Below are 22738 nucleotides of genomic sequence, written 5' to 3' on the forward strand. Positions count from 1 at the left end.
GCGACGATATGGATCTTTGGATAAGCTCATTATCATTATGAATCCCGCCAAACGGGTTCCTTCAAATTCCTGATTCTACTCCATAAAGAAATAGTAGCATACAACTCCTCTCATTTATAAGGCACGATATTTTTTCAAACTCAAAATATTGAAAGTGATAAAAACAACAGCAAATGCAAGGAGAATGAGTAAATCCATCACTACCTCAGCGAAGGTTAAGCCTTTGTACATAATACCGTTCAATGCATCCGACGCGTAGTAAAGCGGCATGATTTTGCCAATTTGCTGCAGCCAGTCTGCCATACCATCTAATGGAAAAATACCCGTAAAGAAGATTTGTGGCACGATGACGAGTGGAATAAATTGTACCATTTGAAATTCAGATGTTGCGAAACTTGATAATAATGTACCGAGGGATAATGCCACAAGCGCGACGAGAATATTCGTCAATAAAACGAGCCAAATGGAGCCGACGAGCACAATATCCAGTACATTTACCGCGTATAGTACAACAATTATAGTTTGAATGAGTGCAAACAAACCATATCCAATTACATAGCCTGCAACAATTTCATATCGTTTAATCGGTGTCACAAGTAACCGTTCTAATGTACCACTTGTACGTTCCTTTAGCAGCGCAATCCCCGCTATTAAAAAAACAAAGAAGAAAACGAAAAAGCCCACGAGCATAGGACTAAAAATATCAAAAATCTTCGAATCGGCATCACCATACACATAATGCGAATCAATCGAAGGATTGTTTGCATCTCCTTGCAAGCCTTGCGCTAATTGCATTTGAACGGCCTTTGCACGAGACGGTTCATCGTTTAAAAGGGTCAGCTTCATGTTGCCATTTTCAAATTGCAGCCAGCCGTCGATGTTATTTTTGGCCATGCTCTCTTTTGAAAAATGCTTGGCAACCGTTACTTGAAAATCTGCTTGTTTCAATGCTTCAGCGATGTTTTCATTACTACCTGTAACAACGATTTTTAAATCACTCGCTTCTGAATGAAAAATAAAATACATGAGCGTTAAGATGAGCAATGGTGCAAAGAAGAGCAATGCGAGTGTTCTTCGATCTCGGAGCATTTGTCGTGTAATTCGTGTAACAAGAGCTGTAATTCGCATTACAGCTCACCTACTATCTTTAAAAACACTTCATCAAACGTTTGTACCCCGTATTGTGTCTTTAATGCGGCAGGTGTGCCGGATGCGATGATTTTCCCTTCACGCAGCATCGCTAGATTATCGCAACGTTCTGCTTCATCCATTACATGCGTTGTAATGAGGATTGTTTTATGCTCATCATTTTTTAAACGTTCTAATTCCTTCCAGATGGATTGTTTCAACACAGGGTCCATACCGACAGTTGGTTCATCCAAAATTAGAATTTTCGGATTTTGGATAAGGGCAATAGCAAGTGACAGGCGACGCTTCATGCCCCCAGAATAATATGCAACCCGAATAGACAAATCATTCGTTAACTGTACAATTTCGGCTGCATACTGAATGCGTTCTCTTTGTTCCTTTTTCGATAAACGGTAAAGCTTTGCAAAAAATTCAAGATTTTCAGCACCCGTCAGCTCTGTATATAAGGCATCGGACTGCGCCATATAGCCGATTTCTGATAGCAATGCTTCATTTGGCACTTCACAATCAAGCACTGTGATTTTTCCAGTGTCCGGCTTCATCATACCGACAATCATTTTAATTAAGGTCGTTTTCCCGCAACCAGATGGTCCTAATAAGCCGAAAATTTTTCTTTCTGCAATATTTAGGTTTAATGGCTGAATGACTTTTTTGTGTTTAAAGCCTTTAGCAATTTCCTCAATGGTAATCGCATTCACTGCACGCACACCCTTCCTCTTTTATAATTAACACGGTGTTGAATGTATCAACATTCTAAGGTAGTATTTGGTCAAATACAATCAACACATTTTTGAAGACTGTTTAGTGAAGGAGAAATTCGATGGCGACGATTCATGAGCAAAAGGCTCAAAAAACGAAACTGCAGATTCAACAGCATTTTATTGCACTTGTTGAAAAAGAAGGATTTCAGCATGTATCGGTGAAAAAAATTGCAGATCGCGCGAGCATTAATCGAGGTACATTCTATTTGCATTATGCAGATAAATATGAGTTGATGGATCACTTACAACAGGCATTATTAGCAGAACTTCAATTACGCATTACTTCTATTCTACCAAAAGAGGCTTTTTTAGCCCTTCATCAGCAACAACTATATCCACCCTTTATAGCGATTTTTCAATTCATTAGTGAGCATGCCAGTGCATTGCGTGCCATTCTTGGCGATCACGGAGACCCCTCTTTTGCCAAAAAATTGAAGCATGTATTTGGTGAAATACTATTAGAACGTTTAATTCGTCAACATCCAGCAGCACAAAATGATGCTTTTCGTAATTATATGCACGCCTTTATGACATCAGCCATTTTAGGTGTAATCCAGGAGTGGCTGGATAATTGCGAAGAGCAAACGGTAGAAGAAATGGCGAAAATCCATTTTCAAATTTTAAACTTTATCAGTCATTTGCGTGCATTCATTGAGAAATAACCTGAATGCTATTCGAATTTTCGTTCGGGGAGCTATGAAATTTTGACTTGCCTTACTATCTAGTTGGTTAAATCGTAGAAATAGCCTGTTTTAATCAATCCTTTTGTTTTAAAAAACAGGCTATCCCTATTTTTCAATGGCAATTAAACCAAAAATCATACTTAATATTCAATTTCAATAATGTTTACTAACTTTAAGATACACTTCTCGGATGCATGACTAATAATTCGTAAATCTCCTTTTAGTCCATCAATATAATGAATATTACCAAGAAATTTTTTAATTTCACCATTTTGATAATAAGTAAATTGTAGGGTAATGTTCTCTTCCATGGCCCTACAGATAATTTCATTGAATTCTTCATATTTTTGTTCATCTAAAACCGGCTTTTCGACTTTATCCAGACCTTCATTATATTCTCTTAGTAATTTTACATGTTCTGGTAACATCATTGAAACCCATTTGATACGGCCCCTGTCGCGAATCACCTCGAAACACCCACTTTTCCATTGCATTTTGTGTGACATTATTATATAAAATCATTTGTCACTACTGAGCTTTCTATCACGCCTTATGCCCACCAAGCAGCCTACTTCGGTAAACAGCTGTACCTGCTTCTGTATACGAAACCGCACGCAACAGTGATTTTGATCCATATTTATGGCGAATCCGGTCAACCGTATAACCCAACTCCCGTTTTTTCCAGCGCGAAGCGTCAAATAAAGTCAGCTGCATCTCGTTATCATCCACAATATTTGAGAGCGTGACTGCTATGCTTCGAACTGTTTTTTGCTTATTATAGTTCTCATGAAAAAGCTCCAGACAGACTTTATATAACTCCATCGTAATGTTGGTCGGTTCGTTAATCGAACGAGAACGGTGAAAACCTCCGCCAAACTCATTCTTGCTGTAGCCAATGCTTAGACTGACCGTCCTTCCTGCCTTTCGATGGGTACGTGCTCTTCTTCCAACTTCTTCGCAAATTTCCACTATGACCTGCTTGACCTCATGCTCCTCCTTATAATCTCGCAGTAGAATTTGACTTTTGCCAAAGCTGACCTGTCCTTCAATAATCGCTGCTCCCATATCCGATAAATCTATTCCCCAAGCGTGGTGGTAGAGCTGATTGCCCATAATTCCAAACTTCGCTTCAAGTAATTCAAGATCATAATTGGCAAGCTGGCCAACCGAAAATATCCCCATTCCATGAAGAGTTTTTTCTACGCGTCTTCCGATCCCCCACATTTCACGAAGCGGAGAAATCGGCCAAAGTTTGTTTGGAACATCTTCATACTTCCATTCGGCAATCCCTTTATGTTTGGCCTCCAAATCAAGGCAAAGCTTCGCCATCAGCATGTTTGGCCCAATTCCAATGGCACATGGGAGTTGCAATTCCCGTTCGATTTCATCTTTTATTTTTTCAGCTATCACCCGGGTATCTCCCCATAAAGAAGCGGCTCCATCGACTTTCACAAAACTTTCGTCCACACTATATACATGAATCGCTTCTTTCGGGACATAGCGGTTGAACAAGCGGGTAATTTCCGTCGAAATCCTTAAATAGGTTGCCATTTTAGGTTCAACGAGGACAATTCTTGGATCATTCGGGATCTCAAACATCCGCGAACCTGTCTTAATACCAAATTCCCTCTTCATTTTTGGAGAAGCCGCAAGCACAATGCTACCCGTCCTATTCAAATCACCAACCACCGCTAGATAACATTCGAGTGGATTCAAACCAAGCATGACCGCTGAACAGCTTGCATAAAAACTTTTCATATCGATACACATAATTGATTGTTTCGGCATCGTCCTATAATCCATCATTTTTTCACCCTAATAAGAATATACGTTCGCTTTTTATTATATTCATAACTTTAACCGAATATACGTTCTCTTTCAATGGAAGTTTTATTACAAATTTCTACTTTTTAAGGTAATCGCCTTCAAAAAACAAAATAACCCTAATAAATACTAAATTACCATAAAAATACATTATAACCAAATAGTTTTTTTAAAAATAGATTAATTAGTATCTTGAATAATTCAAAATACAACTAAATTCCCATTATTCATTTAAAACAACATCCCTTTTCAATAGCCTTTAGTCTAATCTTATTTTAGTCTTACTGCCCATCTTTTGTAATGAAACTGTAATCAAAAATATGTCATATTGTCACAATGGTATTGTAGGATAATATTGTTAAGAACAATAGAAAGATAGAGAGAGAGAGAGAGGAAATGAGAATTATGAAGAAATGGATTGCTTCAGCTGCCGTTGCTTCTGCAATGATGCTAACCCCACTACAAGCCTTTGCAAATATTGGAGATCAAACCCTCAGACCCGGAATGACTCATAGCGATGTCAAACAACTACAACAACTTTTAAAAACTAAAGGTTATTTCACATATTCAGGTTCACTGACTACATATTACGGCACCTATTCTACATCTGCAGTAAAAAAATTCCAAAAATCTAAAGGGTTAACTGCCGACGGAATTGCCGGCCGAGGCACATTTAATGCGCTTGGTGTTTATAAGGTCAATAATACAAGCATGATAAACTATGCGAAAACCTTGATAGGCAAACCCTACAAATGGGGCGGGACAACACCAGCTGGATTCGACTGTTCAGGATTCATCTATTATGTATTTCAGAAATCACAAGGAATTACCTTACCGCGTACAACATCATTGCTCTATTCCAATACTGGTTTAAAAGTATCTTCACCATCTAAAGGTGATCTTGTATTCTTTGATACTTCTTCTGGAAGAACAGGAGTATCACATGTAGGGATCTATATCGGAAATGGTCAATTCATTAGTGCTACGTCTTCAAAAGGAATAACCATCACTGATATGGATAATTCTTATTGGAAACCAAAATACCTAGGTGCGAAAACTTTATAAAATCCGATAATAAGAACATAGGCTAAGTTCTAATCAGCCGATTCATAGAGAAATTCCTAAAAATAAACCGGACAGAATTTATATATAATTCTGTCCGGTTTATTTTATATATAAAATTTCATCCGTGAAATCTTCTACAGTCACTATAAATGATGAATCTAAGTTAGAACGATTCATCATTTCGATATTATACACATGCTCTGAAGGTAAATGCATGACTTCAAGTACCATGAATCGCTGACTTTCCGCTTTGCTCATGTGCTCAATTGCAGCAGTTACCGCCTTTTGTTCCTCCAAGCTCTTTTCGTCCGTTAGCACGCGAATCAATTCTGCTTCCGCTATCGCAGGATATGTTTTCTTAATACCACCCCGATGCCATGGTTTTACTTTCATCCCGATAACCAAGTCCGAGTAGCTGAGGTCCTTCCCATGTTGATCTTGTATATATGTACGATTGGTTACCTTGTAGTACGTCTCTTTAATCAAAATCCGATTATCGTCTAGATCCGTAATAAAGCCTTCTTCCCCCTTATCAATGGCCTCCTGCGTGTTTTTTTCCGAAGAGGATTGACAGCTTCCCAGAATAAAAGCCACTAGTGTATATACAAAAAGGTTTAACATCATCTTCATGAAAATCCCTCCTATAAAATAGACGAATTTTCCAGTAAAAGAGTTACTAATTTATCTGAAAATAAACTGAACCTCTTGTAAAAGGGACTTATGTCCCAGCTCCTCCATTTTTCTAGCTTTCCTTCATACAAAAAAGAGGAATGTCATTTGACAGTCCCCCTTTTAATTATAAGCCACCGTTCGTTTTGTCCCGATATCAAAAGTTTAGCCTATTTTTTAAAAAATGCTTTTTTCCCAAAAGTCTCGGTGATTCTTGGAAACATGTTATACCATTTCCCAGCTAAATCCATCCAGCCAGGGAGGTTGATTTCCCTCTTATTAGTCAGCATAGCCGCCACGATTTTGGCTGCGACATCCCCCGGCTTAAGCATAAATTTTTCGATATTTTTCACATATGTCCCAGATTCATCCGCAATGCTAAAGAAATTCGTTTCTATTGGCCCAGGATTGACGGTGGTCACAAAAACATGATCTTCCATTAGTTCAAGTCGAAGCGCGTTTGAATAGCCAAGCACCGCAAACTTGGTCGAAGAATACAATGTAGATTTGGGAGTGGCAATTTTACCGGCCTGTGAGGCAATATTAATGATATGCCCCGATTTTCGCTGCTTCATATAAGGGAGAACTAGCTTTGTACAGGCCATCAATCCAATCACATTGACAGCAAACATCGCTTTTGTCTCATCTAATTCTGTATCCAGGGCTTCTTTAAACGTGCCGAAACCAGCATTGTTAACCAATACATCCACCTCACCGATTTGAGCATGGATATCGCCAAATACCATTTCCACCTGGTCGGTGTCTGCCACATCAAGTTTATATGCATATGCATCAACACCATATTGATTAGTTAGTTCATCCCTTAGCTGATGTAATTTATCCAGGCTTCTAGCCAAGAGAACAAGGCGCCCTCCCTGCTTTGCTGCTTGAATCGCCACTTCCTTGCCAATCCCTCCGGAAGCCCCGGTAATTACAATAACTTTCCCTTGCAACTTATTCAAAAAATTATCCTCCTCGAGAACGTTTAAGCGATTGAATACAGAATTACCCCTGATTGAGTTTCTGTTTCGATTTCACCCAAATCTTCTAAATAGTCTAGCTGACCGATCGTTTCCGATAGTGTTAGGCCGACTTCCTGAAGATATACTTTCGGGAAAAGCTGCTGACACACTTCAAATGCTGATAAAGGTTTATCTTGAAGCATACTTTTCACCTGCATGGCCCGATTATGCTGCCGCTCAAATCTATATTGAATCAGATCAGCAACCGCGTCTCCATCCACTTCAGATCCATGCCCAGAGTATACAGTGGATATAGATATTCCTAAGAATTTCTGAAGCGAAGCGTTGTATTGCAGTAACGGACGTGGACGGTCAGCGCCCGGAAGTAAAGGCGGTTCCATTAACGGATTAGGTGAAATTTTCGCAAGTAAATGGTCACCCGCAATCATCAAACCATCACTTTCACGGTAAAAGGATAAATGACTTTGTGCATGTCCAAGAGTCTCGATTGCTCGCCATCCTGGAAGTCCAGGAAGTTCATCTCCCTCAGCTAAAAACCCCTGTAACTTTCTTTCACTAAGGAATTTGATTTCGTCGCGGTAATGAATCAAATTATTTTTCAACTCTTCAGCTACTCCAAACTTCGTAGCATAGTCCAGAAAAAAACGATTATGGGTTTCAAGGAACTCATCACTGATAGTCAGCCACCGCTGATTATTTTTATGTCCGTAAACAGGAACTTCCTTATCAAAGAAATCGAGTGCACCGGCATGGTCCGGATGATGATGGGTCAAGATGATTTGTTCAATATCAGACAGTTTTAGCCCCAATTCTCCAAGCCCGTAAGTCAAAACTTCTTTTGATTGTTTTGTTTTAACGCCAGTATCAATTAAAGTTAAAGCATCCCCTTTAACTACATAAACATTTACATCGCCAACTGCAAACGGCGTTGGCAAAGCAAGTTTAGCAATATCTCCATTCCAATTCACCATAATCATTTCCACCTTAAATATTATATTTATATAAATCTTTTTATACACAATACCGATAAACCTGTCCATTTATCAAGAAAATGAATGTTTAATTACCATTTTACATGTATTCTTAAATATTGTCATTATTTTCACATAATTCACGTATTATTTTTGAAGCTAAAACATATATTATCATTGACAGAGTACTGATGCATCCTTCATAATCACAAGTAATTAAAGACGGAATGGCTGAGATTAAGACCAAGTAAATTTATTGATGGCGTAAAGAGAGTGAAGCTCGGAAAGTGCTGAAAGGCTTCATCGCCCTCTCATTATTGAACCTACCTTATGAGCCTTCAGGAAAACCTGACGTAAATCCCGCGTTAGAGGATTCAAGTGCAGCTTTTCTATTTATTTTTTATGGAAAGTTGAACAAAGGTGGTACCACGGAAGCTAGACCTTTCGTCCTTTATCGGATGAGGGGTCTTTTTATTTTTCAAAAAAAGCGGACCATAAATAGCATGTACAGAAGGAGCGAGAAATATGAAAAAAATCGCATTTATCGGAGCTGGATCGATGGCGGAAGCAATCATTTCGGGATTGGTCACTCAACAGGTAATTGACTCAGAAAATATTTTTGTTACAAATAAATCAAATGATGAACGATTTGATTATTTAAAGAAGCAATACGGTGTGACTGCAACAAGGTCACTGCAGCAATTACTACAAGATGCAAATCTAGTCGTACTAGCAGTGAAGCCGAAAGATATTTTAGAAACGATGCAATCAATAAAAGAATACATTCACGAAGAAATGCTGTTCATTTCCGTTGTGGCAGGGGTTCATACAACTAGTTTAGAAGGAATTGCCGATAAGCAGGTCTCCATCGTCCGCGCTATGCCTAATACATCGGCAGCTGTCGGAAGATCAGCAACGGCTCTTGCAGCGAATAGTCATACAGACGAAGTACAATTACAAACAGCGATTACCCTTTTTGAAACGGTAGGATCGGTTTCCATTGTTGAAGAAACGCAGCTCGATGCCGTAACAGGCTTATCTGGGAGCGGCCCCGCTTATATTTATTACTTGGTCGAGGCATTAGAAAAGTCAGCAGAATCAATAGGGCTCGATTCTGAAACTGCGAAGCAATTAATCCTTCAGACACTGATAGGTGCGGCTGAGATGTTGCAGAAATCACCGAAAACTCCTGCCGTGCTTCGAAAGGAAGTAACATCACCGGGCGGAACCACAGAAGCCGGTTTGAAAGCACTTCAAGCGCATCAAGTTCAGGAAGCGTTCATTGCCTGTGTTGAAGAAGCGACCGAGCAATCTAAGCGGATGGGTAATCAAATTAGCAAAGAGCTCGCCAAGTATGTAGTACCGCAGTAAAAAGCACATCATAATAGGCTGTTGACTTACACCCCCTAATCGGAAGTGTTAAGCCAACAGCCTATTTATGTAGGGAGCTAGTACCTGTTAAGGAATTTACCAGAACAAGAGAAACACTAAAACGTTGTTTTTTATTATCTCAGCAAAAAGGGACCAATTCCCCTCAATTGTTGATAACTATTACTTAATAATCAGCATATCTGCTTCATCAAAACTCCAATCCTCCGAATACGCAACTTCCCAATAGTAACCATCGAGGTCTGAAAAATAGCCGCTATATCCTCCCCAAAAAACACGTTGTGGTAATTTCTCGATTATTCCTCCAGCCTTTTCAGCCTTTTTAATAATGTCATCAACTTCTTCAATTGATTTAGCGTTATAAGCAAAAGTAACACCTGAAAATCCATTCCGTTTAGGCTGTTCTTTCTCATTAATGTCTTTTGCTAACTCTTCTATAGGATATAAAGCAAGTTTTGTTCCTGCATTATTAAAAAAAACAACAGCAGGATTGTCCTCTTTACATGGTGTATGGAATCCTAATCCATCCCTATAAAATCTTAGAGATTTATTAATATCTCTAACCCCTAAAGTAATAAGGTTTATTCTGTTCATACTTGTCCCCCCCCATTTTCTTTCTTCATATGATAGTTCGACACTTAGGATTTTTTTCCTTTTTTATCACTTCATCACTGTTACTAAAATAGCTCTATAACAAAATCCATTCTTTATCAACCTTTAAAAAAGGAGCAGAAAATACCGAAGTGATTCCTTTAATAATCCATATGGATGCAAATTACGTAGGAAATTCACTTTCTTTGCCGAATGATTACTTGTTTTGTCATCTGTAAAGGAATTGCCTCTTCCATCTCGAATTCTACACACAAAAGGGGGAATCTCGATGAATACAAGTGCAGTTGCCCGGTTACTGAACGTTTCCCATAGTACGATTCAACGCTGGGTTACCCAATTGAATATGGAGGTAGAACGAAATCAGCTCGGACACTATCAGTTTTCAGACGATGATATTGCATTATTGAGAAAAGTCCAAGATCAGCTGAACGAAGGAATCATTCTCCAAAAGGTCAGCATATCAGAGAAAAAGATTAGAAAGGCAACAGTACAGAAACAACATTCCGAAACGAATAAAGAACATGATCGAATGATAGAAAGGATTGTTAGGCTTGAAAATGGACTAAAGACAAAAGCTGATGACGTTGTCTCCTATCAAATTTTACAGCACAGAAGCGATATGGAAGACCTACAAAAACTCGTTAAGAAGCTTGAAGCACGTATTGAAGAGTTAGAAACAAAAAAAGTTCCGCCAATCGATTATTTTCTGGCTGCTGAAGAAACGGCTGCCACTAAAAAAACGAAGAAATGGCCATTCATGAAAACGATTTTTGGAAATAACTGAACGTGATGCTTCTTCCAAGAGCACAGCCGTCAACGATTAATACCAAAGAATAGGATAGCCTTCCTTCTTCTACCTGCAAATTTAAGATCATACAAATACCATTAGACCTCGATGTACATCCTTTAGCCCATGACTCTTCGAACGCAGAAATAGTTCAAGAACCCGAGCTAGTAATTACCTTAAAATAAAAAGGCCGCGGCCCCAAGGTTAAACTTTCACCTAAGGGCCGGGCCTTTTCATCATTTAAATAAGCACAGCACGGTCGTTGAGCATTTTTTCACCTTTAATACGCTGGAATTCGTTCAGCAGTTTTTCAACGGTAAGCTCCTGCTTTTCGACGCCCCTTGCTTCAAAAATGATTTGACCTTTATCCATCATGATTAATGAATTTCCAAGATCTATTGCCTGCTGCATATTATGAGTCACCATAAGTGTCGTTAACTGGTTTTTTTCAACGATTTCCTTCGTCAGATTTGTAACGAGCTCTGCTCTAGAGGGATCAAGAGCAGCTGTATGTTCATCTAAAAGCAGGATTTTAGGATCGGTAAAGGTGGCCATCAGCAATGATAATGCCTGGCGCTCCCCTCCCGATAATAATCCGACTTTTGCACTCATTCGATTTTCCAAGCCTAAATGAAGCGTACTCAAACTTTCTTTAAAAAGTGCTTTCCTTTTTTTTGTCACCCCGAAGCCAAAGCCTCTTCTATTAGTTCTGCCATAGGCAATGGCCATATTTTCCTCAATGGTCATATGCGGGGCTGTACCAAGCATCGGATCTTGAAAAACACGGCCAATCATTTTTGCACGAGCATGCTCCTCAATTGTCGACACATTTTCGCCATCAATGATGACTTCACCGGCATCAGGGAGAATCTTACCGGATATCATATTCATCAACGTCGATTTGCCTGCGCCGTTACTGCCAATGACCGTTACAAATTCCCCCTTTGTCATTTGCAATTCAAGATTTCCGAGGGCCAGCTTCTCATCCGGTGTGCCTTCATTGAAGACCTTATAAATCTGATTTAGTTGCAGCAAATTCTTATCCCCCCTTCGATAAAGTCTCGATATGACGCATCTGTAATTCTTTGAGACGCTTTTTCTTGCGGCTTTTTTCTTTTTGTTTATCAGAAATTTTTGGAATAACAAGTGCTCCAACCACGATAAGTGCGGTAATTAATTTAACATCACCCGTATCAAGGAACTCTACACGAAGTGCCAAAGTAACGACGATTCGGTATATAATCGCTCCACCAATAACTGCAAGCGTCGCCCGCGCAATCGTTTTTGCACCGAATAACGCTTCCCCAATAATGACGGATGCCAATCCAATGACAATGATTCCAATCCCCATCCCAATATCACTAAAACCGTTATATTGAGCAACTAAAGATCCAGAGAAAGCAACAAGTGCATTTCCAATTGCGAGTCCTAAAATCTTCATATTACCCGTATGGGCGGAAAAACTCTTAACCATGGCTTCATTGTCACCTGTCGCACGTAGTGCAAGACCAATTTCCGTTTTTAAAAATGCAGACATTCCAGCCTGAATAATTACAGCTACAATAAGCATCACAATTAAAATAGCCCATGTTTTTGGCAAACTATCACCAGCGCCCATGATTGATAATAGACCATTCAACATATTGTCCAACCCAGTGCCAGCCCAAGCATCCTGAATATTCGTGATAATTGTTGTTTGAGAAAGCAACGGAATGTTCGATGCACCCATAATTCTTAAATTGATAGAATATAAGGCAATCATCATTAAAATTCCTGCAAGAAGTGGATTAATTTTCCCTTTCGTATGCAGCAGTCCCGTCATCGTCCCTGCGATAAACCCGGCAACCATGGCACAAAACGTGGCTACAATCGGCGAGAAACCGTTAACAATCATAATAGCGGCAACAGAGGCCCCTGTCACAAAACTACCTTCCACTGTCATATCCGGGAAGTCGAGAATCCTAAATGTTAAATAGACACCAAGTGCCATAATCGCATAAATCATTCCCGACTCAAAAGAGTTGAATAAGGCTGAGAACATTTTTTTCTTCCTTCCCTGAACTAAAGCAGAGTTTATTTTACAAACTCAGCATCTGCTTTCCATTCTTCTTTTATTTCAACACCCATACCTTTTGCTGCTGTTTCATTAATAACCAATTTCAACTTTTGTGGATATTGAACGGCGATGTCTCCCGGTTTCTTACCATCCTTTAAGATTTCAACCGCTTTTTGCCCTGCCTCATAGCCAATATCATAGTAACTGAAGCCATAGGCTGCAAAACCACCAGCTTTCACAGAATCAAGTTCACCAACAAATAATGGAATATCTTGATCATTCGCCACCGAAATGACTGATTCCAATGCCGAGACTACTGTATTATCAGTAATGATATAGAAAGCATCTGCTTTCCCGATTAATGATTCTGCTGCCTGTTTGACCTCAGCAGAAGTCGAGACAGATGCTTCCACGACTTTTAATCCGGCTTTTTTTGCTTCCGCTTTTACGTTTTTTATTTGGACGACCGAATTTTGTTCCCCTGTATTATAAACGGTCCCAATTGTTTTGGCGCCAAGTTCTTCTGCTAGAAATTTCATAGACTTTGCAATCGCTTCCGGATGAGAATCCGTCGTACCCGTCACATTTCCACCTGGTTTCTCCATGGATGTAACAAGTTCCGCTGCGACTGGATCCGTTACAGATGTAAATACAATAGGAATATCCTTTGTTGCATTTAAAGCACTTAATGCACTTGGAGTCGAATTAGCAAAAATCAAATCCACTTTATCCCCAACGAAGTTATTGGCAATCGTCTGACTGTTGTTTTGATCCCCTTGTGCGACCTGAAGATTATACTTGGCATTGATGTCACTATCCTTCAATGCAGCCTGAAACCCTTCATATGCTTGATCAAGTGAATCATGCTGAACGATTTGTGTTACCCCAATATTGAAGGTATCCTTACCGCTTTCATTTTTCGCAGTATCATTCGCTTTGTCATTTCCACAGCCTGCCAGTAATAATCCCGCTACTAAGGTCATTGCTGCAGTCGAATATAATTTCTTCTTCATATTTTCCCCCCGCTTTTTTCTTATTTTAAGATTCTGCCTTTCTACGATGGCAGCTCTTACGCTTTTATTTACTAAATTATAATCGTTTATTCTCAATTATATCAATATATTTTTTAACTTTTTAGAATTTTACAAGTTTTTATGTTTAAAACAATAAAAAAGCTGCTGTGAAAGTTATTATTACTTTCACAGCAGCATACTAAAATGTCAGTGTTCGACGACTTGGTTAACAATTTTGGTAACAGTCGCCCGGTCGATTTTTTCTTTTCCTTCTTTCAAGGCTTTTAAAGTAGCTTTTGCCAATTCTAATGGTATTTTACAGAATTGGATAATTTCCTTTGTTTCAATCTCTGCTATATACGTATCAGCTAATGCAAGATTATGTTCCGTATAGGCAAGCATCTCGTCGAAACCCCAACCATCTGGATAAAAGTTAACACCGCGCTCTGCATCTTCCTCACGGTTTCGAAGAATATTAACAGTTTGAAGTCCACGGCCAAATGCAATAGCAAGATCACGATCTGTTTCAGTTCCATCATACCAGTTCCAAATATCAGATAGCATGACTCCAACTAAACCAGCAACATAATATGTGTAATCATCAAGTTCTTCCTTATTGTGTATCTGCCAGTCCTTCGCAACCCACTTTGCCATGCCTTCGGCCATTTCCTGTGTCGAGCCCAAGACTTTTGCGGTCGCACTAGGCGGACAATATTGAATCCAATCCGAAAGAAGCAAGGTCACTTCAGGTAAATCGTCCTTATACGGTTCAAACAAGGTCTGAAGTCCCTTTTCACTATAATCATCAGTCTTAAGCAGCTCACTGATAGTCTGTAATAGGGAAATCTTACTATCGGCAGGTAATTCGGGATGGTCTTCAATTTCATCGATAGCCCGCATGCAAAGGTAAGCAGCTCCAATGGCTTCCTGTAATCCCTTTGGAAGGTAGCTGATTGGAATGAAAAAAGTCCGGCTTGTTTTTAAAAGAAAATCCATTGCCTTAGTATGTAGATTGCTTTGGTCAGTCATTTTTTACACTCCTTTGTATATCCAATAAACAATTGAATTATTATATCAAACAATCGCTTTGATTTCAGCTTCTCTATTCCTCTACATATAAGGGAATTTTAATCGCCATTAAATCTTCTGCCATTATCGTGTTTGCGAAAATTGCCTTACTTTCCTCTTTTAGCCGTTCCGAATCCTCGAGAGTATAGCGAGAACTAATATGAGTAAGAATTAGCTGCTTAGCTCCTGCTTTCATCGCCGTTTCTGCAGCCTGCACGGTGGTCGAATGAAAATAGGCCGATGCCATTTCAGTTTCTTCTGCCGAAAAGGTAGCTTCATGAACAAGAAAATCCGCAGATTCAGCTAGAATAAGGGCATTACTGCATACTCTTGTATCACCAAGAACTGTGATTATCCGACCTTTTTGAGGATCACCAAGATAATCTTTTCCATTCAAGACGCGACCATCATCGAGTCGGACCATTTCACCGTTTTTCAACGCTTTAAAAAGAGGTCCCGGCTTCACACCTTCCTGAAGCAACTGATCTACAAGTAAGCTTCCTGGACGGTCTTTCTCTACAATTCGGTAACCGACACTATAAATACCGTGATCAAGAGACAAAGCAGTCACTGTAAACTGCTCGTCCTCAAACACTATGCCTTCCTCTATTTCAATAATTTCTAATGGATATTTTAAATGAGTGCCACTGACTTGTAAGCTTGTCGTAATATAGGCATCAATACCCTTTGGGCCATACACAGTCAATTTTTCTACCCCGCCCTGAAAAGACCTGCTACTTAACAAACCAGGAAGCCCAAAGATATGATCACCATGTAAATGGGTAATAAAAATTTTTTCTATTTTACGCGGTTTAACTGCCGTTTTTAAAATTTGATGCTGTGTTGCTTCCCCACAATCGAATAACCAAACCGTTCCTCGTTCTTCCAATAATTGAAGAGCGATTGCCGTCACATTACGCGCTTTTGCCGGAACACCAGCGCCTGTACCTAATAAAACAAAATCCACATTCCTACCTCCGTTGCAAAAACTTTATAATTTAACTATAGCATAACAAAGGTGCTCTTTCATTTATGACTCTTTTAAAACTAGAGCCATTTTAATCTTTTCATGAAATATGAGAAAAAATGCGCAAATTGATTGCTTTGAGGGTAAGCTAACCGTAAAATTAGAAATTGGTACATATACAGAAATTCCAACTTCATACGACGGAATTAACGGAAAGTTGAGGTTTTAACATGACAGAAAACAATAAACCCACAGCATTAATCATGATTTTTGGTGCTACCGGAGATTTAGCGAAACGGAAACTGTTTCCTTCCATATATCGACTATTTCAAAAACAGAAAATCAACAAATTTGCGGTCGTTGGTGTAGCAAGAAGACCATTGTCCACCGAGGAGTTTCAATCAAGTGTTAAAGAATCCATCCTTACGTTCGGACATGCGGAAGAAAGAGTCGATGAATTCATTTCCCATTTCCATTATCATTCTCATGATGTAACGAGCTCTGAATCGTATTTGCAGTTAAAAGGTTTTGCTGAAAATTTAGACGGACAGTATCAATTAGAAGGTAATAGAATCTTTTATTTAGCGATGGCACCGGAGTTTTTCGGGACAATTGCCGAGCAGATTAAAGCACAAGGCTTAACTGATACGACTGGCTATAAGCGTCTTGTCATAGAAAAGCCGTTTGGACACAGTTTCGAAACAGCACAAATATTGAATGAGCAAATTCGTACCGCTTTCGCGGAAGATGAAATCTATCGAATCGATCATTACCTAGGAAAAGAAATGGTTCAGAATATTGAAGTCATTCGTTTTTCCAATGCTCTCTTTGAACCGCTTTGGAATAACCGCTATATTTCTAACATTCAAGTTACATCAAGCGAAACGCTAGGGGTTGAAGAACGGGGTCGTTACTATGAAACCAGCGGTGCCCTTAGAGATATGGTCCAAAACCATCTGCTGCAGATGGTTGCCCTACTTGCTATGGAACCTCCGATTGCTTTGACAACAGAAGAGGTGCGTAGCGAAAAGGTACGAGCACTGCGTTCGCTACGGCCAATGAAAGTGGAAGAAGTCAATCAATACTTTGTCCGTGGTCAATATGGCAGCGGTAAAGTAGGCGCACAAACACTTTCGGCTTATCGCGATGAATTGAACGTAAATCCAGATTCCAACACAGAAACCTATGTTGCAGGTAAATTGATGATTGATAACTTCCGCTGGGCCGGTGTTCCCTTTTATATCCGAACAGGTAAGAGAATGGATGTAAAATCAACAAAAATTGTCGTCCAATTTAAAGATATTCCAATGAATCTGTATTATAAAACGGAAGAAACCTTGAACCCGAATCTTCTCGTTATCCATATCCAGCCTGATGAAGGAATCACTCTATACTTAAATGTTAAAAAATCTGGGACAACGTCGAATACGAAGCCTGTGAAGCTTACCGTCTCCAACAAAGGAATTGAACATATTAACTCTCCTGAAGCCTATGAGAAGCTATTGTTTGACAGCATGCGTGGAGATGCTACAAACTTCACACACTGGGACGAAGTGGCCCTTTCATGGAAGTTTGTCGACACCATTTCTAATGCATGGGAAAATACTAAAGAAGAATCGTTCCCTAATTATGAAGCAGGATCGACAGGCCCCCTTGCATCCGATGAGCTTCTAGCCGAAGATGGACATATTTGGTGGCAAATCGAGAAATCAGAAAAGAAAAATGATTAATTAAATAATAAAGAGGATGCAGTGAATCTGCATCCTCTTCTCTATTCATGAGGCACTCTTCCTGACTAATTTCGCTCGGATAGTATGAATCATTTCCTTGGATTTCGACATTTCTTTATCTGTTTCTGAATTAAGCCAAAATGATACACCAAATTCAAAGGCAATAAAAAATAACATTATAGCTAAAGCCACCCAAATGATATACACAGTTACCCGCTCCTTCTCTCTCTCTTAACGTCATACTGTATCCTTCGATCTTCATTAGACTTTACTAACCATTCCTTATATTGCAGGTGTTTAAACCTAAAGAACAAGATTGAATGACATATATAATACTATGTTTTTTATCAAAAAAGAAAATACAAAGGCCCTATTTATTACCAGTATAACATTACCATTTTATCCTTCTCCAGCCAATATATAAAAATTTTATTCACCCTATTTCCTCCACATGCTTTAATTCGTACACCCCTTTTCATGTTCTATGTGAGGAGGAAGTGGCTTAAATGGCAAAGTGACCAAACTGCATTGGCGTTAAAAGGCCAAAAAAACCGACTTAAAAAGGAAATCTCCCTTTTTAAGCCGGCTACTTTCATTTATTTTTCCATCCATTCTGTATGGAAAGTTCCTTCTTTATCGATACGTTGATACGTATGTGCACCAAAATAGTCGCGTTGAGCTTGAATCAGGTTTGCTGGTAGCGTTTCTGTACGATAACTGTCAAAATAAGCAAGTGCAGATGACAAGCATGGAACAGGAATTCCATTCATAACTGCTGTAGATACTACCTCACGTAAAGCACCTTGATAGCTTTCGACAATACCTTGGAAATAAGGATCAAGAAGCAGATTGTTCAAGTTCGCTTTACGATCGTACGCTTCTTTGATTTTTTGTAGGAATTGTGCACGAATGATACAGCCCCCACGGAAGATCATTGCGATTTCTCCATATTGGAGATCCCAGTTATTTTCTTCGGATGCTGCCTTCATTTGGGCAAAGCCTTGTGCATATGAACAAATTTTACTCATATAAAGAGCTTTCCGAATACTTTCAATCAATGCCTTTTTATCACCAGTAAACGACTCAGCATTTGGTCCACGAAGGATTTTGCTCGCTTCTACACGCTCTTCCTTGATTGCTGAGATAAACCGCGCAAATACAGATTCCGTGATGATTGGAAGCGGAACCCCAAGGTCAAGGGCACTTTGGCTTGTCCATTTCCCTGTTCCTTTTTGGCCTGCTTTATCTAAAATGATATCGACCATTGGCTTGCCGGTTTCATCATCATATTTTTTGAAAATATCAGCAGTAATTTCGATTAAATAGCTATCAAGCTCTCCTTTATTCCATTCTGTAAACACTTCATGGAATTCTTCAGCAGTCAGACCAAGAAGGTTTTTCAAAAGGAAATAAGATTCGGAAATCAACTGCATGTCTCCATATTCAATTCCATTATGCACCATCTTAACATAATGTCCGGCTCCATCTGGTCCGATATATGTACAGCAAGCATCGCCATCTACTTTAGCCGAAATATCCTTCAAAATTGGTGCAACAAGTTCATATGCTTCTTTTTGACCGCCAGGCATGATTGAAGGACCTGTTAAAGCTCCTTCTTCCCCTCCTGAGACACCCGTACCGATGAAATGAATACCTAGCTGGCTTAATTCCTCGTTACGGCGCTGAGTGTCCTTAAAGAACGTATTTCCACCATCAATGACGATATCGCCTTTTTCAAGCAGTGGTTTTAATTGTTCGATTGTAGCATCAGTTGCAGCACCAGCTTTAACCATCAATAAAATTTTGCGAGGTGTTTCCAGAGAATTCACGAATTCTTCTAGGGTATACGCTGCAAATACATTTTTACCTTCTGCTTCATTCATCATTTCGTCTGTTTTTGATCCTGAGCGATTATAGACGGAAATTGAATATCCTCTGCTTTCAATATTAAATGCAAGATTCTTACCCATTACGGCTAGTCCGATAACGCCAATCTGTTGTTTTTTCATGGTTATCTTTCCCTTCTCTATATCTTTACACAACTTATAAGCTAATCTTTGTCATCAGAAGGATTCTTCCTCCTTGATTGTTCAAAGAAATCTTTGCTGAAGCTTGTGTCTGTTCCGATCGAACGGTTTTTCAAGGATAATCCCTTTTTAATAATATTTTCTCCGTACTTATTTTGCAAGTGTTCCATCGCTTCGTACAAAGGTTCTTTTTCGGCGTCTTCTTGAAAGGAAAATATATCAAGCTGTTTGAAGGCCGATTCTTTTTCAATAACATCATACGCAGTAACACCAAGAAGCCTAATTCCTTCCCCATTCCAATTTTTCAAAAACAGGTCAACAGCTCTATTCAAAATATCCGCTTTTTCAAAAACTGGATTAGGAACTGTTCTACTTCTGGTAATGGTGCGACGGTCTTTATAGCGGATCGTAACACCAATTTTCTGACCAAGCAGACGTTTATTTTTTAATCGGACAGCAACCTTTTCTGAAAGCTTTTCCAATATCCCAATCAGTTCCTTTTGATTAGTAGAATCATGTGGGAGAGTTGTCGAATTTCCAATGCTTTTATGATCAAAAATGGCTTCCGGATCAACAACCCGAGGATCGATACCATTTGCTCTATCCTTTAAACGGGCGCCATTGATTCCAAGCAGTTGCTTCAGTTGCCTATCGTGAGCATGAGCAAGGTCCCCTATTGTCATAATACCGATGGAGAGAAGTTTTTCCGATGTCTTACTGCCGATGCCATGCATTTCGCCCACTTGTAAAGGCCAAAGCTTCTTAGAAATATCTCTTTTCCTTAACACGGTGATGCCCATTGGCTTTTTCATATCAGAGGCAGTTTTGGCCAAAAATTTATTAGGGGCAATGCCGATGCTACAAGGAAGGTCCATCGTTTTATAAATTCTTTCCTGAATGCTTTTGGCAATTTCTAGAGGCGAACCTAATTCGACGCATTCGCTAATATCCAGATACCCTTCATCGATGGAAACCGGTTCAACCATCTCTGTATATTGTCGCAATACCTCAAAAATAGCCAGTGATGCTTTTCGATAACGTTCAAAATTCGGTTTCCGAATAATTAATTGAGGGCAAAGTTTTTTCGCCTGCCAAATAGGCATAGTCGTTTTAACGCCGAATTTTCTTGCTTCATAGCTGCACGTGACGATGATGCCTCTTCTTTCCTCTACATTACCGGCTATGGCAAGCGGCTTACCTTTCAATGAAACATCATAGGACATTTCCACTGAAGCATAGAAACTATTCATGTCTACATGGAGAATGACCCTGCCATTTTTGGGATACATGTCCTTCATGTGACCGTCACATCCTTGTACAAGAAAAAATACCGTATAATAGGGTCAATTAAAAATAACTATTTCTATTTCTTTTAAGGTACCCATATTTATCCTTGGTAACCAAAGTGAAATGATACTTCTACTCCAAGAAAAACAGCCATCATATTATTGATGACTGTAGATATATTCCTGCAATACTTGAACGCCTTCTAGAGATGATACGAATATTTGCGAATCAATGATTGTAATCAAAAGGTTACCTATTCTGGCAACCCCCTGCATATATCCAGTTTTTTGATTGCCTAATAAACCGATTTGTTCATTAGGTAAGTCTGTAAAACAAGTATTTCATCGAGCTGCTTGCACAACAAGTCCTATGGACAGGCCATCTGTCCTTATCGCAATCCATCTCTGTTCATGCATGTCCGACTCAGGTTTACCTGGAAATAGCACCTGATTTATTTCAATCAATGGTTTTAAGCGTGATTACTATTCCCCAGCAACTTCCTTAATGATACTGACTACCATTTCAGCAAGCTTCGTTAATTCTTCAACAGGAATTCTCTCATTCGTAGTATGAATATCTTCATAGCCTACAGCTAGATTGACAGTAGGAATTCCAAACCCTGCAATCACATTCGCATCACTTCCACCGCCACTTTTAACTAACTCGCATGGACGTCCGATATTCTCTGCTGCTTTTCTCGCGATTTCGACTACATGATCACCAGCTCCATATTTAAAGCCAGGATACATGACGTTGACCTCTACTTCGGCCCGTCCACCCATTTCGATGGCTGCGGTCTCGAATGCCTCTTTCATTCTTGCTACCTGTTTTTCCATTTTTTCAGGAATTAAGGACCTTGCTTCTGCTAAGATTTCAACATGGTCGCAAACAATATTGGTTTGCTGTCCGCCTTGGAAACGTCCGATGTTGGCTGTTGTTTCATCATCGATACGGCCTAGGGGCATTCTTGAAATTGCCTTGGCAGCAATCGTAATCGCTGAAACGCCTTTTTCAGGAGCAACACCAGCATGAGCTGTCTTACCTAAAATTACAGCTGAAACTTTAGCCTGAGTAGGTGCGGCAACCACAACATTTCCTACTTTTCCATCACTATCGAGTGCAAAACCAAATTTGGCCGTCACAAGGGAGCGATCTAGTGCTTTTGCCCCAACTAACCCTGATTCTTCACCAACAGTAATAATGAATTCAATCGTTCCATGTTCGATATTCTGTTCTTTAATCACTTTAAGCGTTTCTAACATAACCGCTAATCCAGCTTTGTCATCCGCTCCTAAAATAGTCGTTCCGTCTGACACTATGTATCCATCTTTAATGGAAGGCTTGATTCCGTTCCCAGGCACAACCGTATCCATATGAGACGTGAAATAAATGGTATCTACGCCCTCTTTGGTACCTTTTAGAGTACAAACTAAATTACCTGCCCCATGGCCAGTAACTGCCGTTGTATCATCTTCAAAAACATTTACACCAAGTGCCGTGAATTTTTCTTTCAGCACTTTGGCAATTGCGGCTTCATTTTTTGTTTCAGAATCAATTTGTACTAATTCCATAAATTCGCTAACCAAACGTTCTTCATTAATCATAAAATAAAACCTCCAAAAAAAGTTTTCCTCTTTAAGTATACTTCTAAAAGTGGTAACCCGGCAAATAATCCGAAAAAAGAGCCTTCATTAAAA

23 protein-coding genes are annotated in these 22738 nt (G+C 39.4%); 5 read left to right on the forward strand and 18 right to left on the reverse strand.

Going from position 1 to position 22738, the window contains the following annotated elements; genetic code table 11:
• Nucleotides 1–114 precede the first annotated feature (114 nt).
• Both JFV29_RS18620 and JFV29_RS18625 read right to left on the reverse strand, forming a co-directional pair.
• Complete coding sequence (locus JFV29_RS18620; protein WP_201185709.1) at nucleotides 115–1128, reverse strand: ABC transporter permease; 1014 nt, start codon at nucleotides 1126–1128, stop codon at nucleotides 115–117.
• Complete coding sequence (locus JFV29_RS18625; protein ID WP_376182662.1) at nucleotides 1128–1856, reverse strand: ABC transporter ATP-binding protein; 729 nt, start codon at nucleotides 1854–1856, stop codon at nucleotides 1128–1130. The genes JFV29_RS18620 and JFV29_RS18625 overlap by 1 nt, the downstream gene beginning before the upstream one ends.
• Nucleotides 1857–1969: 113 nt before the next feature.
• Here JFV29_RS18625 and JFV29_RS18630 point away from each other — a divergent pair, with 113 nt between their 5' ends.
• On the forward strand, nucleotides 1970–2572 hold the full coding sequence (locus JFV29_RS18630) for a TetR/AcrR family transcriptional regulator (protein ID WP_201185711.1): 603 nt from the start codon (nucleotides 1970–1972) through the stop codon (nucleotides 2570–2572).
• Between the two features lie 161 nt (nucleotides 2573–2733).
• On the opposite strand, the gene JFV29_RS18635 is transcribed toward JFV29_RS18630, so the two are convergent.
• Both JFV29_RS18635 and JFV29_RS18640 read right to left on the reverse strand, forming a co-directional pair.
• A complete protein-coding gene (locus JFV29_RS18635; RefSeq protein ID WP_201185713.1) occupies nucleotides 2734–3060 on the reverse strand; it encodes a YolD-like family protein in 327 nt (108 codons plus the stop codon).
• A 76-nt stretch (nucleotides 3061–3136) separates the two neighbouring features.
• Nucleotides 3137–4399 carry a Y-family DNA polymerase gene (locus tag JFV29_RS18640; protein WP_201185715.1) on the reverse strand — a complete coding sequence of 421 codons (1263 nt, stop codon included), beginning with the start codon at nucleotides 4397–4399 and terminating at the stop codon, nucleotides 3137–3139.
• A 423-nt stretch (nucleotides 4400–4822) separates the two neighbouring features.
• Between JFV29_RS18640 and JFV29_RS18645 the strand changes: the two genes are divergently transcribed.
• Entirely contained in the window at nucleotides 4823–5482 is a 660-nt protein-coding gene (locus JFV29_RS18645; protein ID WP_201187944.1) for a C40 family peptidase, read from the forward strand.
• A 99-nt stretch (nucleotides 5483–5581) separates the two neighbouring features.
• On the opposite strand, the gene JFV29_RS18650 is transcribed toward JFV29_RS18645, so the two are convergent.
• The 3 genes from JFV29_RS18650 to JFV29_RS18660 all read right to left on the reverse strand — a co-directional run bounded on the left by JFV29_RS18650 (nucleotide 5582) and on the right by JFV29_RS18660 (nucleotide 8105).
• Nucleotides 5582–6112: a hypothetical protein gene (locus JFV29_RS18650; protein ID WP_201185717.1), complete on the reverse strand. Its 531-nt coding sequence runs from the start codon at nucleotides 6110–6112 to the stop codon at nucleotides 5582–5584.
• A 209-nt stretch (nucleotides 6113–6321) separates the two neighbouring features.
• A complete protein-coding gene (locus tag JFV29_RS18655; protein WP_053346869.1) occupies nucleotides 6322–7113 on the reverse strand; it encodes an SDR family NAD(P)-dependent oxidoreductase in 792 nt (263 codons plus the stop codon).
• A gap of 23 nt (nucleotides 7114–7136) precedes the next feature.
• Entirely contained in the window at nucleotides 7137–8105 is a 969-nt protein-coding gene (locus JFV29_RS18660) for an MBL fold metallo-hydrolase (protein WP_201185719.1), read from the reverse strand.
• 525 nt (nucleotides 8106–8630) lie between these two features.
• Here JFV29_RS18660 and proC point away from each other — a divergent pair.
• Complete coding sequence (proC, locus tag JFV29_RS18665) at nucleotides 8631–9476, forward strand: pyrroline-5-carboxylate reductase (protein WP_201185720.1); 846 nt, start codon at nucleotides 8631–8633, stop codon at nucleotides 9474–9476.
• A 180-nt stretch (nucleotides 9477–9656) separates the two neighbouring features.
• On the opposite strand, the gene JFV29_RS18670 is transcribed toward proC, so the two are convergent.
• Nucleotides 9657–10088, reverse strand: a complete 432-nt coding sequence (locus tag JFV29_RS18670; RefSeq protein ID WP_056525245.1) for a VOC family protein — start codon at nucleotides 10086–10088, stop codon at nucleotides 9657–9659.
• A gap of 286 nt (nucleotides 10089–10374) precedes the next feature.
• Here JFV29_RS18670 and JFV29_RS18675 point away from each other — a divergent pair, with 286 nt between their 5' ends.
• Entirely contained in the window at nucleotides 10375–10890 is a 516-nt protein-coding gene (locus JFV29_RS18675) for a MerR family transcriptional regulator (RefSeq protein ID WP_053346874.1), read from the forward strand.
• Between the two features lie 243 nt (nucleotides 10891–11133).
• Here JFV29_RS18675 and JFV29_RS18680 read toward each other — a convergent pair whose 3' ends face one another.
• The 5 genes from JFV29_RS18680 to rnz all read right to left on the reverse strand — a co-directional run bounded on the left by JFV29_RS18680 (nucleotide 11134) and on the right by rnz (nucleotide 15997).
• The gene (locus JFV29_RS18680) at nucleotides 11134–11928 is read right to left on the reverse strand and encodes an ABC transporter ATP-binding protein (protein ID WP_053346875.1); all 795 of its coding nucleotides are present in this window, start codon (nucleotides 11926–11928) and stop codon (nucleotides 11134–11136) included.
• A 4-nt stretch (nucleotides 11929–11932) separates the two neighbouring features.
• Nucleotides 11933–12934 (reverse strand): ABC transporter permease, encoded by a 1002-nt coding sequence (locus tag JFV29_RS18685; protein WP_201185721.1) that lies wholly within the window; start codon nucleotides 12932–12934, stop codon nucleotides 11933–11935.
• A 32-nt stretch (nucleotides 12935–12966) separates the two neighbouring features.
• Nucleotides 12967–13962: an ABC transporter substrate-binding protein gene (locus tag JFV29_RS18690; RefSeq protein WP_057217394.1), complete on the reverse strand. Its 996-nt coding sequence runs from the start codon at nucleotides 13960–13962 to the stop codon at nucleotides 12967–12969.
• 207 nt (nucleotides 13963–14169) lie between these two features.
• Entirely contained in the window at nucleotides 14170–14991 is an 822-nt protein-coding gene (locus JFV29_RS18695; RefSeq protein ID WP_201185722.1) for a squalene/phytoene synthase family protein, read from the reverse strand.
• Nucleotides 14992–15064: 73 nt separating this feature from the next.
• Entirely contained in the window at nucleotides 15065–15997 is a 933-nt protein-coding gene (rnz, locus tag JFV29_RS18700; protein WP_201185723.1) for a ribonuclease Z, read from the reverse strand.
• 230 nt (nucleotides 15998–16227) lie between these two features.
• Here rnz and zwf point away from each other — a divergent pair, with 230 nt between their 5' ends.
• Nucleotides 16228–17727: a glucose-6-phosphate dehydrogenase gene (gene zwf, locus JFV29_RS18705; protein WP_053346880.1), complete on the forward strand. Its 1500-nt coding sequence runs from the start codon at nucleotides 16228–16230 to the stop codon at nucleotides 17725–17727.
• Between the two features lie 45 nt (nucleotides 17728–17772).
• Here zwf and JFV29_RS18710 read toward each other — a convergent pair whose 3' ends face one another.
• From JFV29_RS18710 to JFV29_RS18725, 5 genes are all read right to left on the reverse strand, one after another.
• Entirely contained in the window at nucleotides 17773–17934 is a 162-nt protein-coding gene (locus tag JFV29_RS18710; RefSeq protein WP_201185724.1) for a hypothetical protein, read from the reverse strand.
• 389 nt (nucleotides 17935–18323) lie between these two features.
• A complete protein-coding gene (gene gndA, locus JFV29_RS18715; RefSeq protein WP_201185725.1) occupies nucleotides 18324–19736 on the reverse strand; it encodes an NADP-dependent phosphogluconate dehydrogenase in 1413 nt (470 codons plus the stop codon).
• 41 nt (nucleotides 19737–19777) lie between these two features.
• Nucleotides 19778–21052 carry a DNA polymerase IV gene (locus JFV29_RS18720; RefSeq protein ID WP_201185727.1) on the reverse strand — a complete coding sequence of 425 codons (1275 nt, stop codon included), beginning with the start codon at nucleotides 21050–21052 and terminating at the stop codon, nucleotides 19778–19780.
• A gap of 330 nt (nucleotides 21053–21382) precedes the next feature.
• The gene (locus JFV29_RS31200) at nucleotides 21383–21505 is read right to left on the reverse strand and encodes a hypothetical protein (protein WP_274607066.1); all 123 of its coding nucleotides are present in this window, start codon (nucleotides 21503–21505) and stop codon (nucleotides 21383–21385) included.
• An 18-nt stretch (nucleotides 21506–21523) separates the two neighbouring features.
• Nucleotides 21524–22645: a tripeptidase T gene (locus tag JFV29_RS18725; RefSeq protein WP_053346883.1), complete on the reverse strand. Its 1122-nt coding sequence runs from the start codon at nucleotides 22643–22645 to the stop codon at nucleotides 21524–21526.
• Between the last annotated feature and the right edge of the window lie 93 nt (nucleotides 22646–22738).

It is taken from the genome of Peribacillus sp. TH16, assembly GCF_016651095.1.
In the GTDB taxonomy this organism is placed as follows: domain Bacteria; phylum Bacillota; class Bacilli; order Bacillales; family DSM-1321; genus Peribacillus; species Peribacillus butanolivorans.